13 protein-coding genes are annotated in these 14,148 nt (G+C 61.4%); 5 read left to right on the top strand and 8 right to left on the bottom strand.

Features of this window, described 5'->3' with window-relative positions:
• The first annotated feature begins 195 nt into the window (after window positions 1-195).
• A complete protein-coding gene (locus tag ACIPO9_RS13775) occupies window positions 196-864 on the top strand; it encodes a TetR family transcriptional regulator (protein WP_400604684.1) in 669 nt (222 codons plus the stop codon).
• Window positions 865-978: 114 nt separating this feature from the next.
• Here ACIPO9_RS13775 and ACIPO9_RS13770 read toward each other — a convergent pair whose 3' ends face one another.
• From ACIPO9_RS13770 to ACIPO9_RS13760, 3 genes are all read right to left on the bottom strand, one after another.
• A complete protein-coding gene (locus ACIPO9_RS13770) occupies window positions 979-2,487 on the bottom strand; it encodes an MDR family MFS transporter (RefSeq protein ID WP_400604682.1) in 1,509 nt (502 codons plus the stop codon).
• 124 nt (window positions 2,488-2,611) lie between these two features.
• The gene (locus ACIPO9_RS13765; protein ID WP_274134801.1) at window positions 2,612-2,788 is read right to left on the bottom strand and encodes a hypothetical protein; all 177 of its coding nucleotides are present in this window, start codon (window positions 2,786-2,788) and stop codon (window positions 2,612-2,614) included.
• Window positions 2,789-4,049: 1,261 nt separating this feature from the next.
• Entirely contained in the window at window positions 4,050-4,931 is an 882-nt protein-coding gene (locus ACIPO9_RS13760; RefSeq protein ID WP_400781485.1) for a LysR substrate-binding domain-containing protein, read from the bottom strand.
• Between the two features lie 160 nt (window positions 4,932-5,091).
• Here ACIPO9_RS13760 and ACIPO9_RS13755 point away from each other — a divergent pair, with 160 nt between their 5' ends.
• Both ACIPO9_RS13755 and ACIPO9_RS13750 read left to right on the top strand, forming a co-directional pair.
• A complete protein-coding gene (locus tag ACIPO9_RS13755; RefSeq protein WP_400781483.1) occupies window positions 5,092-6,729 on the top strand; it encodes a 5-guanidino-2-oxopentanoate decarboxylase in 1,638 nt (545 codons plus the stop codon).
• Window positions 6,730-6,743: 14 nt separating this feature from the next.
• Entirely contained in the window at window positions 6,744-8,186 is a 1,443-nt protein-coding gene (locus tag ACIPO9_RS13750; protein ID WP_400781780.1) for an aldehyde dehydrogenase family protein, read from the top strand.
• Here ACIPO9_RS13750 and ACIPO9_RS13745 read toward each other — a convergent pair whose 3' ends face one another.
• Complete coding sequence (locus ACIPO9_RS13745) at window positions 8,187-9,074, bottom strand: AraC family transcriptional regulator (RefSeq protein WP_274136693.1); 888 nt, start codon at window positions 9,072-9,074, stop codon at window positions 8,187-8,189.
• A 409-nt stretch (window positions 9,075-9,483) separates the two neighbouring features.
• Here ACIPO9_RS13745 and ACIPO9_RS13740 point away from each other — a divergent pair, with 409 nt between their 5' ends.
• Both ACIPO9_RS13740 and ACIPO9_RS13735 read left to right on the top strand, forming a co-directional pair.
• Window positions 9,484-9,837: an antibiotic biosynthesis monooxygenase family protein gene (locus tag ACIPO9_RS13740; protein WP_274136689.1), complete on the top strand. Its 354-nt coding sequence runs from the start codon at window positions 9,484-9,486 to the stop codon at window positions 9,835-9,837.
• Between the two features lie 178 nt (window positions 9,838-10,015).
• The gene (locus ACIPO9_RS13735; protein WP_274136688.1) at window positions 10,016-10,255 is read left to right on the top strand and encodes a hypothetical protein; all 240 of its coding nucleotides are present in this window, start codon (window positions 10,016-10,018) and stop codon (window positions 10,253-10,255) included.
• Here ACIPO9_RS13735 and ACIPO9_RS13730 read toward each other — a convergent pair whose 3' ends face one another.
• From ACIPO9_RS13730 to ACIPO9_RS13715, 4 genes are all read right to left on the bottom strand, one after another.
• Window positions 10,256-10,879 carry a flavin reductase family protein gene (locus ACIPO9_RS13730; RefSeq protein ID WP_400604675.1) on the bottom strand — a complete coding sequence of 208 codons (624 nt, stop codon included), beginning with the start codon at window positions 10,877-10,879 and terminating at the stop codon, window positions 10,256-10,258.
• A 187-nt stretch (window positions 10,880-11,066) separates the two neighbouring features.
• Complete coding sequence (locus tag ACIPO9_RS13725; RefSeq protein ID WP_400781481.1) at window positions 11,067-11,546, bottom strand: hypothetical protein; 480 nt, start codon at window positions 11,544-11,546, stop codon at window positions 11,067-11,069.
• 421 nt (window positions 11,547-11,967) lie between these two features.
• Window positions 11,968-12,432 (bottom strand): hypothetical protein, encoded by a 465-nt coding sequence (locus tag ACIPO9_RS13720; RefSeq protein ID WP_400604672.1) that lies wholly within the window; start codon window positions 12,430-12,432, stop codon window positions 11,968-11,970.
• Between the two features lie 250 nt (window positions 12,433-12,682).
• A complete protein-coding gene (locus ACIPO9_RS13715; protein WP_274136683.1) occupies window positions 12,683-14,011 on the bottom strand; it encodes an MFS transporter in 1,329 nt (442 codons plus the stop codon).
• Between the last annotated feature and the right edge of the window lie 137 nt (window positions 14,012-14,148).

The raw sequence follows: 14,148 nt of genomic DNA, 5'->3' as shown, positions 1-14,148 counted from the left end.
TCCGGCTGGATAAGTAGCAAGCTAATGAATATACTTACGTTCACGGTTGTTTGTAAACACCCGCACGTGCGACAGACGAACGCACTGCCGGTATCGATCGCTCTCGCGGGACAAGGCAATACAAATGCCGCCCGCTATGCTGTTCAGGCCACTCGACCGCAGAGCCTGAAGCATCTTCATTGAGGTTTTACTGCCATGGTTCGACGCACGAAAGAGGAAGCACTGGAAACGCGCAGGCAGATTCTTGAAGCCGCCGAGCAGGCTTTCTTCGAGCGCGGCGTGGCGCGCACCACGCTGGCCGACATCGCGACCCTGGCAGGGGTGACTCGGGGCGCCATCTACTGGCACTTCAGCAACAAGGCCGATCTGGTGCAGGCGATGCTCGACAGCCTGCATGAGCCGCTGGAAGAAATGGCGCGCGCCAGCGAGAGCGCCGACGAATTGGACCCTTTGGGATGGACACGTAAGCTTCTGGTTCATTTGTTTCAGCAAGTTGCTACGGACCCAAAAACCCGCCGCATCAATGAAATTCTTTTTCATAAATTCGAATTCACCGATGAAATGTGCGACATGCGGCGCCAGCGTCAATTCGTCTGGCTCGACGCCAACGAGCGAATCGCCCTGGCCCTCGGCAACGCCGCGCGTCAGGGGCAGCTCCCCGCTGACCTGGACTCGCAGCGAGCGGCCGTTTGTCTGCATGCTTATATACACGGCATTCTGGGCCAGTGGTTACTGGTGCCTGACAGCTTCCCTCTGTACGAGGACGCCGAACGACTGGTCGATACCGTTCTGGATATGCTTCGTTACAGCCCCGCCTTGCGAGGCGCTGCGCCCCGGCGCCCAGCCGATGCCACCGCACTATAACGGCGTGGCGCATAGCCTGCATCTATACCTAGGTTCTACCGGGTTGAACAGGTGGTTTACCTGCTCTTTACCCTGAAATTTCTGTCATTCAGCCGGGCGACAGCAACGGGCCGTTCAGCGGTCCTTGTCTTCGCGGCCACGCAACACGGTGTTGGGCATCGCCAGCGCCGCCGACAACCCCAGTAACGAAACGGCGGCGCTTGCCAGCAACAAGTGCTGGAACGTCATCGCTAATTGACCTCGCAACAGCTCAAGCGCCGGGCCGCTGACCTTGTTCAGGCTGTCCATCAACAGGTTCCCGGACTGCCCCTCGCCACCGATCGCGCCAGCGCTGAGCTGATCCAGACCGGAGCCTGCCAGCATCGCCAGCAACAGCGCCGACATGCTCGCCACACCCACCGCGCCGCCCAGCGAGCGGAACAGGTTGGTGGTGCTGGTGGCCACGCCCATGTCTTTCATTTGCACTGAATTCTGCGAGCCCACCAGCGACGTCGGGAACTGCAAGCCGCAGGCGATGCCGGTCAGCACCATGAACAGGCTGGTCAGAATCACCGAGTCCGCCGGGGTGAAGGCAATGCCGATGATGGTCAGTGGCATCAGCAACGCGCCGCTGAGGATGATGGGTTTGTAATGGCCGGTCAGCGAGGTGCGGCGGCCGCCGAAGTAGGCGCCCATGGGCATGCCGATGGCCAGCGGCATCAGGTGCAGCGCTGCACTGTCCGCGCCGCCGCCGGTGACGGTCTGAAAGCGCAAGGGCAGCAGGACGATCAGCGAAATGGCCTGGAAGTTGGTGAAGAACACCGTGCACCAGCACAACACTGCACTGCGGTTGGCGAACAGGTGCATCGGCAGCAATGGCTCGCGCGCGCGGCGTTCATGGACAACGAACAGCATCAGTGCCAGCAGGGCGACACCCAGTTGCGTCAGCACATGAGGGTTGCGCCAGCTGTGGCCCTGACCAATTTCGGTGATGCCCAGGAGCAGCGCGGTCAGGCCGACGATCATCAGCACCGTTCCCAGGTAGTCGATGATCGGCTTGCGTTGCGGAACCGGCAGGCCGATGAGAGTCTTGCGCGCCACCCACCAGGCAATGAACCCCAGCGGCAGGTTGATGATGAACACCCAGCGCCAGGACAGGTATTCAGTCATGAAACCGCCGAGCACAGGGCCCGCGACACTGGCCACCGCGTACATGCTGCTGAAATAACCCTGATAGCGGCCACGCTCGCGGGGTGGCACGATGTCGCCGATGATGGCCTGGCTGACCGAGACCATCCCGCCCGCACCAATACCCTGCAGCACTCGCGCCAGCACCAGTTGTTCCATGTTTTGCGCCATGGCGCAGAACAGCGAGGCGAGGGTGAAGGTTCCCAGGCCAAACAGCATCAGGCGCCTGCGGCCGTACAGGTCGCCCAGTTTGCCGTAAATCGGCACGGCGACGGTCAGGGCTACCATGTAGGCCGAGATCACCCAGGCGAGGAGGTCGAAGTCGTTGAACTGGGCCGAGATGGCGGGCATCGAGACCGCGACTATGGTCTGGTCCAGCGCACTGAGAAAGACGGCCATCATCAGCGCGAAAAGAATGCTGCGGATGTCCGTATGGGATTGATTCAGACTGGTCACGGGGCAGGACTCGAACAGGCAGTTTGACCCGCCGCAATCACGGCGGGGGAGTGTGCCCAGTCTAATCCGTTAGCTTCCTAATCGATAGCGTGCACGTGCCGTTTTATCGAGTCAGCTGGATAGGTCAGCGCAGTGAGCTGAAGGTGGCATCGGCGGGGGCGCAATGGCCGAAGGTGCAGACCAGGGCGCCGCGTGGCTGTTGTCGCAGTTGTTCGATCCGGTAGGCGCCTGCGCCATAAATGGCCAGAACCACTGCAACGGCGACTACATAAACGCATTGTCTTTTTATTGTGGTTTGCATGACAGTTGCCTCGATCCGGTTAAAAAATGATCTTTTCTACGGATAAGGTCAGTGTAGGCCCGTATCGGGGGTGATGGCGTGGTGATGGGTATTGAATGTTTATATCGGCAGCGCCGGGGTGTTGGCGTTATGACGATGGAACTAAATTCTGAGGCTTGCTGATCGTTCCTATGGTGATCGTTCCCACGCTCCGCGTGGTAACGGATGTCTTGACGCTCCGCGTCGGCTGGCGACGCTGACGTTGCGTGTATATCCGTTCCCGAGGGTGATGCTGATTTGGCTTTCCGCCCTTACGGCGGGTCACTTTTTCCAAGAGCTGAAAAAGTAACCAAAAAAGCCCTGCGACAGGCTGGGGTCCTTCGGACTTCCCTCGACTCCGGCGCCGTTCCGGGGGCACGCCATGATGGGCCATCCATGGCCCGCACGGCTTTCGCGGCATCCCTGCCGCTCATCCCCCTCCACGACACCTGCGCTCGGCCTGGCGCCTTAACGTCGCGCCCTGTGTCGCCTGAACCATCGCGCACCAAGATCAAAAGCAAGATCAAAATCTTTGGTTGTACACAGCTCCGTAGCAGCACGGCTTGCCGGCGGGGACGTCCTCAAAATCGCCCCCGCCGGCAAGCCGTGCTGCTACGGGCTGGTGTTCGCATCTGTAGGAGCGCGCTTGCCCGCGACGGCGGCCTGTCAGTCACATCTTCATTACCCGAGACACCGCCATCGCCAGCAAGCTCCCTCCCACGGCCCCCGGCCAGAAACACTTCGAGGCCACCCCACCAAACCCGTAGCAGTCCGGCTTGCCGGCGTCGGCGGCGTCAAAATCGCCCCCGCCGGCAAGCCGTGCTGCTACGGGCCGGTGTTCGCATCTGTAGGAGCGCGCTTGCCCGCGACGGCGGCCTGTCAGTCACATCTTCATCACCCGACACACCGCCATCGCGAGCTAGCTCCCTCCCTCGGCCTCCGGCCAGAAACAGTTCGAGGCCACCCCACCAAACCCGTAGCAGTCCGGCTTGCCGGCGTTGGCGACTTTGAGGGCGCCCCCGCCGGCAAGCCGTGCTGCTACGGGCCGGTGCTCGCATCTGTAGGAGCGCGCTTGCCCGCGACGGCGGCCTGTCAGTCACATCTTCATCACCTGCCGCACCGCCATCGCGAGCTAGTGCTCTCCCACGGGCCCCGGCCAGAAACACTTCGAGGCCACCCCACCAAACCCGTAGCAGTCCGGCTTGCCGGCGTTGGCGGTCTTGAACGCGCAGCAGGCTTTGGATCAGCGTTGTGCCGCCTGGATCAGCAGCCAGTCGAGCAATTGCTGAAGGTGCGGGGAAGGCGCGGTGCGGTTGGGATAGACGAAATAATAGGCCGCGCCGGTGCGCACCTTGAGGTCGAACGGGGTGACCAGCCTTCCGGCGCTGAGGTCTTCGCCGATCAGGGCCCAGTCGCCCATCGCCACCCCCGAACCCTGGGAGGCCACGGTCATCGCCAGGTCCATGGTGTCGAAATGCTGCCCCTTGCCGAGGTTGCTGAGCCTGACGCCTGCTGCCTTGAGCCACTGCCCCCAATCCTGTTCGCCCAGGGTCGGATGCAACAGCATGTGCTTTTCAAGGTCGCTGAAACGCTCCAGAGGTTGTGGCGCTTCAAGCAATGACCGCGAACACACAGGAGTCAGTTGTTCGTCGAACAGGTGGTGAACCTGCATCGAATCGTCAGGATGTACGCCGTACACCACCGCAGCGTCGAACCCTTCATGGCGGAAATCCACGCCATGGGCGATGGTCGTGGTCAGCTCGACCGGAACGTCCGGGCGTTCCCTCTGCCACTGCATCAACCGGGGCAGCAGCCAGCGAGTGATGCACGTCGGCGCCTTCAATTGCAGCGCCTGGCGGCGTTCGCCGACCTGATCCACAGCGTCTTCGATGAGCCCGAAAATATGCTCTATCCGTGGAAACAGCTCGCGCCCCTCGGGCGTCAGGCTCAAGCCCCTGGCCTGGCGCTGGAACAGCCTATAACCCAGATGACTTTCCAGCCCTGCGATCTGCCGGCTCACCGCGCCTTGGGTGATGTGCAGCAGTTCGGCGGCCCGGGTGAAATTGCAGCATCGGGCAACCACCAGAAATGTGTGCAGCGAGGGCAGGGGAGGCAATCGTTTCATGGGGCTACTGGTCATGAGGCATGAGCTGGGGACATGGCTAAGCATGACATTTTTTGCGTTGTCACCGATATCTCCCCGCAGGTCCAATGTTCGCCTTATCTGCCGCTTTTTCCAGGCAGACCCGTGAACCGGCAATCAGAACAACGAAAGGTCCAGGCATATGGCGACGTGCGGCGAAGTATTGGTCAAGTTACTCGAAGGCTACGGTGTCGAGCAGGTGTTCGGCATTCCCGGTGTGCACACGGTGGAGCTGTACCGTGGGCTGGCCGGTTCCTCAATCAGGCACGTCACTCCGCGCCATGAGCAGGGCGCAGGCTTCATGGCTGACGGCTATGCACGCACCAGCGGCAAGCCGGGGGTGTGTTTCATCATCACCGGGCCTGGCATGACCAACATCACCACTGCCATGGGCCAGGCCTATGCCGATTCGATCCCCATGCTGGTGATCTCCAGCGTGCAGTCGCGCAGCCAGTTGGGCGGCGGGCGCGGCAAGCTGCATGAGCTGCCTGCGCAGGGAGCTCTGGTTGCAGGCGTGGCGGCCTTTTCCCACACGCTGATGTCGGCGTCCGAGTTGCCATCAGTGCTGGCGCGGGCCTTTGCGTTGTTCCAGGCAGGGCGTCCGCGGCCGGTGCACATCGAAATCCCGCTGGATGTGCTGGTGGAAAACGCCGATGACCTGCTCACCAGCCAGCCGGTGTCGGTCACCCGTGCAGGCCCGTCCCCTGCGGCGATCAAGCAGATGGCGAGTTTTTTGGCCAACGCCAGGCGGCCGTTGATTCTGGCCGGTGGCGGCGCCATCGATGCCGCACCTGCACTGACCCGCCTGGCAGAACAGCTGGACGCGCCGGTCGCGCTGACCATCAATGCCAAGGGCATGCTGCCTTCGCACCATCCGCTGCTGATCGGCTCGACCCAGTCGCTGGACCCGACCCGCGAGATCATCGAGGGCGCCGACGTGGTGCTGGCCATCGGCACCGAGCTTGCGGAAACCGACTACGACGTCACCTTCCAGGGCCATTTCAAGATCCCGGGCACCTTGCTGCGCATCGATATCGACCCCGATCAGACGGTGCGCAACTTACCGCCGAAAGTGGCGTTGGTGTCCGATGCCACAACCGCTGCCCAGGCGTTGGTCGACGCCCTGGCTGAGTTCACCCTGGCCGAGCGCTCCCAGGATTGGGGCAGCAAACGCGCCGCCGCGCTGAAAGCCACGCTGGACACCTCATGGGATGAAGCCACCCGCGGGCAGACGCTCTTCCTCAACACCGTGCTCGAAGTGCTGCCGGAGATCGTGATCGTCGGCGACTCCACCCAGCCGGTCTACACCGGCAACCTGACGCTGGATCTGGACAAGCCACGCCGCTGGTTCAACTCATCCACCGGCTACGGCACCCTGGGTTACGCGCTGCCGGCTGCGATTGGCGCCTGGCTGGGCAGCCAGGACGCAGGCGAGCGCAACCCCGTGGCCTGCCTGATCGGCGACGGCGGCCTGCAGTTCACCCTGTCGGAGCTGGCCTGCGCGGTCGAGGCGAAGACTCCGATCATCGTGCTGCTGTGGAATAACCAGGGCTACGAGGAGATCAAGAAATACATGGTCAACCGCGCCATCGAGCCGGTCGGCGTGGACATCTACACCCCGGACTTCATCGGCGTCGCCAAGGCGCTTGGCTCTGCGGCGGAAGCGGTGGACGGCGTCGAGTCCCTTAAGGCAGCGCTGCTGACGGCGAGCGACCGTCAGGGGCCGACCGTTATCGAAATCGACCAGCGCGGCTGGATGAATGGGTTGAAAGCATCGTGAGTGAGGCAACTGTGTTGAGTCCGGTTCTGGCAGGTCTGTACATCGATGGCAAATGGCGCTCGGGCGACGAGCAATTGCCGGTTATCAATCCTTCAACCGAGGAACGTCTGGCCATCGTCACCGGTGGCGATGCCCGTGCGGTGGACGATGCAGTCCATGCAGCTCGCGCAGCGTTCGGCGGCTGGTCACAGACCACTGGCGCGGCGCGGGCGATGATTCTGCGCAGAATTGCCGAAGGGGTGACGGCGCGTCGCGAACGGCTGATTGAGTTGCAGTCGAGCAACAACGGCAAACCGGGCTTCGAAGCGGCCATCGACGTGGACGATGTGATTGCCACCTTCAACTATTACGCCGACCTTGCCGAAGCGTCCGATGGCCAGCAGGATCGCGCAGTGCAACTGCCTGTCGAGGACTTCACCGCGCGGCTGCGGCGTGAGCCCTGTGGCGTGGTCGGGCTGATCGTGCCGTGGAACTTCCCGATGGTCACCACCGCCTGGAAACTGGCCCCGGCACTGGCGGCCGGTTGCTGTGTGCTGCTCAAGCCGTCGGAGGTCACGCCACTGGCCGAGCTGGAACTGGCGCAGATCATTGCCGCCAGCGGTGTTCCGGCAGGCGTGTTCAACGTCGTCTGCGGCACGGGTGTGTCGGTGGGCGCGTCGTTATCTGCGCATCCGGGGATCGCCAAGGTTTCGTTCACTGGCAGCAACGCCGTGGGCGTGCAGGTCATGCAGCGCGCCGCCGAAACAGTGAAAGGCGTGAGCCTGGAGCTGGGCGGCAAATCTTCGCTGCTGGTTATGGCCGATGCCGATCTGGACCTGGCGGTGGATCTGGCCAGTGGCGGCGGCTACTTCAATGCCGGGCAGATGTGCTCGGCCACCAGCCGCGTACTGGTTGCGCAGGAGATTCTGGAGCCGTTTCTCGAGCGTCTGGTGGCCAAGGCCCGGTCGATCAAGGTCGCAGGCCCAGGCAACGAAGACGCCGAGATGGGCCCGCTGGTGAACCAGGCGCAGTACCGGCGCGTGGTCGCGCATATCGAGGCGGGCAAGGATTCAGGCGCGCGCCTGCTGTGCGGCGGTGTGCGGCCGGCGGATCAGCCTCGCGGCTATTTCCTCACCCCCGCGATTTTCACCAACGTGCCGCTGGACAGCGCCCTGTGGCGTGAAGAGATCTTCGGCCCGGTGCTGTGCGTGCGTGGTTTCAGTTCCCAGGCCGAGGCCATCGCGCTGGCCAACGACACCCAGTTCGGCCTGGTGGCCAGTGTGGTCAGCCGCGATCTCGACGCCGCCGAGCGCATCGCCAACGCCCTTGAGGCGGGCATGGTGTGGATCAACGCGCCGCAGGTGATCTTCCCGCAGGCCTCATGGGGCGGCTACAAGCAAAGCAGCCTGGGGCGCGAACTGGGGCCTTGGGGTTTGCAGGCCTTCCAGGAGATCAAGCACGTGGTGCGCGCGGTCTGATCACAGCGTCTTGCGCAGGCGCGCCAGATCCCGCAAGGGCGGCGCGCCGAACAGCCGGCTGTACTCGCGGCTGAATTGCGAGGGGCTTTCATAGCCCACCTTGTACCCGGCCGCCGACGCTTCGAGCCCGTCGGACAACATCAGGCGGCGGGCCTCCTGCAAGCGCAGCTGCTTCTGATATTGCAGCGGGCTCATGTTGGTCACGGCCTTGAATCTATGGTGCAAGGTCGAGACGCTCAGGTTCACTTCTTTTGCCAGCTCATCGATGCGTAGCGCTTGCTGAAAGTTTTCGTTCAGCCATTTGATTGCCTGGGTCACGCGATGGGTCTGGCAGTTGGAAATGGCAATCTCGTACAGCCGATACCCTTCGCTCCCACGCAGCAGGCGGTAAAGAATTTCCCGGGTAATCAGCGGTGCGAGCATGGGGATGTCTTTCGGGCTGTCGAGCAGGCGAATCAGCCGGATCACGGCGTCGAGCAATTGCGAGTCGATGCGCTCGACATACATCCCGCGTCCGCTGGGGCGGCTCGGAACGCTCATGGGGCCGGCCTCGGCGATCAAGGCATTGATTTGCGCAGGGTCGATGTCCAGGCGCATCGCCAGGTGCGGCTCGTCCGGTGTCGCATAGATCACCTTGCCGCTGATCGGCAGGGCGACTGACAGCACCAGGTAATTGAGTGGATCGTAAGTGAACACCTCGTCACCCAGAGTCACGTCCTTGCGCCCCTGGGCCATGATGCACAGCGCTGGATGCACAAGCCCCGGCACTGACTGCTGCGCATGGTCGTGGCGCACCATGAACAGGGACTTGATGACGGTCTGAAAACTGCCATCGGTCGGCGCATGCCGGCGAATCAGTTCTGCCAGCTCGGCGCGCTGTTGCTCCATCTGCGGGGTCAGTTCTGCAATGGGCTGGCTATCTGTCCCGGCTGGCGGGGCGGAAGAGGCGACGGTGGGCAGCATGGGAAACGTCCTCTGGCGATGCATCGATGGGGCACAGGATATTTTTGTGCAATCGACGGCGGTAGACGAATACTGCCGGATGATTGCCCGATTCTGCATCAGGTTGTTGCAGCGTGCGACGAAGCCCCGTGCCCATCGGAGTTTATTGCTCAAAAGTCCAAGGCGGGCTGTGACAGCTTTGTGACGGCTCCCGGCCCTGAAAAAAAGTGCCGGCGCAGGATCAGGCAATTACCGGGCAGTAATTGGCTAACGACAGTTGCACCCATGCCCCTAATCTTCATTCCCGGCCGCAAAGCATTTCCTCTGTCGCGGCTGGACCAAGGGAGCACGGACAATGCAAAGCACCTCCATCGTCAGTCATCTGGTATACGCCCGCGCCAGCGCCGGGAACAGCGTGCAACTGGGCGCACGCCTGAGCACCCTGATTGCCCAGACCTCGAGAACGGCCGGCTGCCTGCATTTCGCCTTGCAGCGGTCCATGACCGAGCAGGATCTGTGGGTCATTTCCGGATTGTGGGCGGATAAATCCGCGATGAACGACTGGTTTGCCAGCCCGGAACTGAATGTATTCGCCGAGTTGATGAGCGAGCGAGTGGTCAGCAGCCTGGATTTTCAGACGTTTGCCAATGTGACGGCATTACAGGCCAGGGCCGCTTATGCCTTGCCGGATGCGCGGATGGCAGGATGATTGGCCTGGCTGTGAATGGCGCCGATCGCGAGCAAGCTCACTCCTACAGGTGCGCGCGGTTTCTTGTAGGAGTGACCTTGCTCGCGATGGCGTCATCCCACGCGATGAAAGTTGGCGGTTTTCAGGCCGCTCAGGTTTAAAATCCCTGCCTTTCCCTACCAAGGCAGATCTTGCTCTTATGGCACGCAAAGAATTCCAGCATCACGAAGCCGTTTCCGCCGCCGTTCCAGGTGAAGGCGGGTACAGCGCCGCCATCGCGGTCAAAGGCCTGGGCGCCGGGGGCGCGCCGACTTTTCACCGACTGCTCGTCGACCAGAAATTCAAGACTGCGCTGGACGCCGATCAGGCCGCCGTCCAGGAGCTGGAGCGGCTGATCGACGTGACCAGCGAAGGCGAGCTGATGTTTGCCCAGGACTGATCAGGCCTTTGGCCGGTACATCTTGAACAACGCCTCGGGGCCCAGCTGGAAATAGTCGGCCGGGCCACCGCCGCGCAGTATCGGCTCACCGGCAGCGGTGTCGTACACGCCGTCCTTGAGGAGCCGCTTCTCGATATGCACGGCCACCACCTCTCCCAGAATCAACCAGCTCGGCACGACCTCTTTATCGGCGCGCTGCAGTTGGATGATCTGCGTCACCTTGCACTCGAACGCCACCGGCGTTTCCTTCACCCGTGGCACTGACACGATGCGCGAAGGCGCGGCCGTAAGGTTCGCCAATTCGAATTCGTTGATGTCGGCCGCCACCGGCGCGCAACTGGCGTTCATCTGCTCGGCCAGCGGGCGGGTGGCCAGGTTCCAGACGAACTCGCCCGTCTGTTCGATGTTGTTCAGGCTGTCTTTGCGGCCGATGCTGCAAAAGCCAATGATCGGCGGCACGTAGTTGAATGCGTTGAAGAAGCTGTAGGGCGCAAGGTTCAGGTTGCCCTGAGCGTCTTGGGACGAAATCCAGCCGATGGGACGTGGACCGACGATGGCGTTGAACGGATCGTGGGGCAGGCCGTGGCCTTTGGAGGGTTCGTAGAAATGAATATCGTCTGACATCGCGGCTCCTGGGAAATCAGGCAGAACGGGGCGGCTGCTGGTGAGCAATCAAGGCCGTCATAGTGCAAGCGAAGCGCCGATGATGCCAGTCCTTGCCCGTTTTGCAGGCAAAAAAAAGCCCGACATAAGCCGGGCTACAAAGGGAGTTCGGAGGAGAACTGTGAAACGTGAAGCGTGAAACCTTGAATCAGCTGACGCGGTTGGCGCCTACGTGGTCAGCGCCGTCAGCGGCCAGGCGGTTTGCACCGACGTGGTCAGCGCCATCGGCGGCTTGGCGGTTGGCGCCTACGTGGTCGGCACCATCAGCGGCCAGGCGGTTTGCACCAACGTGGTCAGCGCCATCGGCGGCCTGGCGGTTGGCACCAACGTGATCAGCACCATCAGCGGCCAGGCGGTTTGCACCGACGTGGTCAGCGCCATCAGCGGCTTGGCGGTTGGCGCCTACGTGGTCGGCACCGTCAGCGGCCAGGCGGTTCGCACCGACGTGGTCTGAACCATCGGAAGCCTGACGATAAGAGCCAGTGTGCGAAGCATTAGTGTGGGAAGAACCACCTTCGGCGACTACATTGCCCCTCACTGCAGAATGAGTATCCGAAACAGGCAGGGCGAAAGCGCTCGATGCCAGGATGGACAGACTAAGACCAAAAAGGATGTTTGAAGTTTTCATGAGGGTTGCTCCAACTAAGTTCAATAATTTTTTCAACTTGGGTATGGAGCTAATGTTACGCGCGTACGGATTAAGTAGAAGTTAACAAGCTTGCTAACGATCATCGTTGAAAATGATAGTCCTCTGCAGCGCCCGGTTTTGAGGCGTTCCAGCGATTTTGGCTTCGAAATGGGGCGAAAACTGTCAGAACCGACAGTTCTGCATGTTGACAGATTCAATATTGTGTGATCTGTGTATTTGCTGCGTATCTGTTTGCGTGATGAGGCCCGATTCAGCCGATCCATGTCGCCATTTGCGCAAATAGCGATTATGACCGTTCAATGGCCGGGAAAGGCCCGCAAATTCAAGGGGTTTGAGAATCTGGACTGCCAGAAAAAACTAAGCCCGGCAGAAGCCGGGCTGGGAAGGAACAGCTTTTGAATCAGCTCAGGCGGTTTGCACCGACGTGATCTGCACCGTCAGCAGCCAGACGATTTGCACCAACATGGTCAGCACCGTCAGCGGCAACGCGGTTGGCACCTACGTGGTCAGCACCGTCAGCGGCAACGCGGTTGGCACCTACGTGGTCGGCGCCGTCAGCGGCAACGCGGTTGGCACCTACGTGGTCAGCGCCGTCAGCTGCAACGCGGTTGGCACCTACGTGGTCGGCACCGTCAGCGGCAACGCGGTTGGCACCTACATGGTCAGCACCGTCAGCGGCAACACGGTTGGCACCTACGTGGTCAGCACCGTCAGCAGCGACACGGCCGATGTTGGTGTGGGAAGAGCCGTTCTCTGCAACTACCGGTGCGTTGACTTGTTTGGTTGCGTCAACACTTGGAAGTGCAAAAGCGCTGCTAGCCAGAATCGAGAAAGCCAGGCCGAAGATCAGTTTGTTAGTTTTCATGGTAGTTGCTCCAGATCGATTTAAGTAGTGGGTAACTCGGTATGGAGTTAACTTTACTCGGCTCTGGATTATTAAGAAGTCAATCGCATTGGTAGCGAACATCGCTGAAATTGATACTACAGAAACCGGTTGAAGATTCAGTGGGTTAGCTGCCATGGCAGCGAAAAAAAGGGCGGCTCACCTGAGTGGCCGCCCCCTTCGTTGCGTACGAGAAACCCGTAGCAGCCCGGCCGGGCGGCTACGGTCCGTGTCAGTCGGTTTCGATCCGCGAGTGCTTCTGGGTGTCCTTCATGAACACGTAGACCAGCAGCGATACCGCGATGCAGCCCGTGACGTACCAGTAGTACCCGGTCTCCATGCCAATGCTCTTGAACCACAGCGCGATGTATTCAGCGGTGCCGCCGAAGATCGACACGGTCAGTGCGTACGGCAGGCCAACGCCTAGTGCACGGATTTCGGTAGGAAACAGCTCGGCTTTGACCACCGCGTTGATCGAGGTGTAGCCGCTGACGATGATCAGCGCCGCCATGATCAGGAAGAACGCGCCCCACCAGGTCTGGATGGTGTGCAGGGTGCTGAGGATCGGCACGGTGCAGATCGTGCCCAGCACGCCGAAAGCGATCAGGATCGGGCGACGGCCGATCTTGTCCGACAGTGCGCCGATCACCGGTTGCAGGCACATGAACAGGAACAGCGTGGCAGCAGAGATGGTGGTGGAGTCGGAGATACTCATGCCGACCGTGTTCACCAGGTATTTCTGCATATAGGTGGTGTAGGTGTAGAACGCCAGCGTGCCGCCCATGGTCAGGCCGACCACGGTCGCCAGTTCCTTTGGATGACGCATCAGGGTGCGCATCAGGCTTTCCTTGGCCTTCTCCTTTTCCTTCTTCTGGGTGAAGGATTCGGTTTCTTCCATGCCACGACGCAGGAACAGCGCGACCACTGCGCACAGGGCGCCGATGGCGAACGGAATGCGCCAGCCCCAGGCGTTCAGTTGCTCGGTGGTGAGGGTCTGTTGCAGCACAATCAGCACGCCCAGCGCGATGAGCTGCCCGGAAATCAGGGTCACGTACTGGAAGCTGGAGAAGAAGCCGCGACGCTCCTTGGTCGCCATCTCGCTGAGATAGGTCGCCGAGGTGCCGTATTCGCCTCCCACGGACAGGCCCTGCAGCAGGCGGGCGAAGACCAGCAGAATCGGTGCGCCGACGCCGATGGTTTCATAGCCTGGTGTCAGGGCGATGATCAGCGAGCCGAAGCACATCAGCAGCACCGAGGCCATCAACGCAGCCTTGCGGCCCTTGCGGTCGGCGTACAGCCCCATCAGCCAGCCACCGATAGGGCGCATCAGGAAGCCCACGGCAAAAATCGCGGCGGTGTTGAGCAGTTGGGCGGTGGTGTCGCCCTTGGGGAAGAAGACTTTGGCGAAGTAGAGGGAGAAAGCGGCGTAGACGTACCAGTCGTACCACTCGACCATGTTGCCGACCGAGCCTGAGAAAATGGATTTCAGGCGGCTTCCGGTGGTTTTTTCAGCGACAGGCGTGGCAGCCGATCCGTGCGGGACAGCGTTGGGAATAGCCATAGGTTTTCCTGCAAGTCATTGTTTTTAGAGGAGCGCAGCGATGCGGTCTGACTTGGGTAATAGCAGGAGATGTGCCAAGGGTTGAGAGGCCCGGTCTAGAGGGGTTTGCCGTGTGGTGATGAGCGGAAATCCGCCGA

It is taken from the genome of Pseudomonas sp. NPDC090203, assembly GCF_044746765.1.
In the GTDB taxonomy this organism is placed as follows: domain Bacteria; phylum Pseudomonadota; class Gammaproteobacteria; order Pseudomonadales; family Pseudomonadaceae; genus Aquipseudomonas; species Aquipseudomonas putida_AD.
Note: the sequence above shows the minus strand (reverse complement) of the source record. Positions and strands in the feature narration are given on the sequence as shown.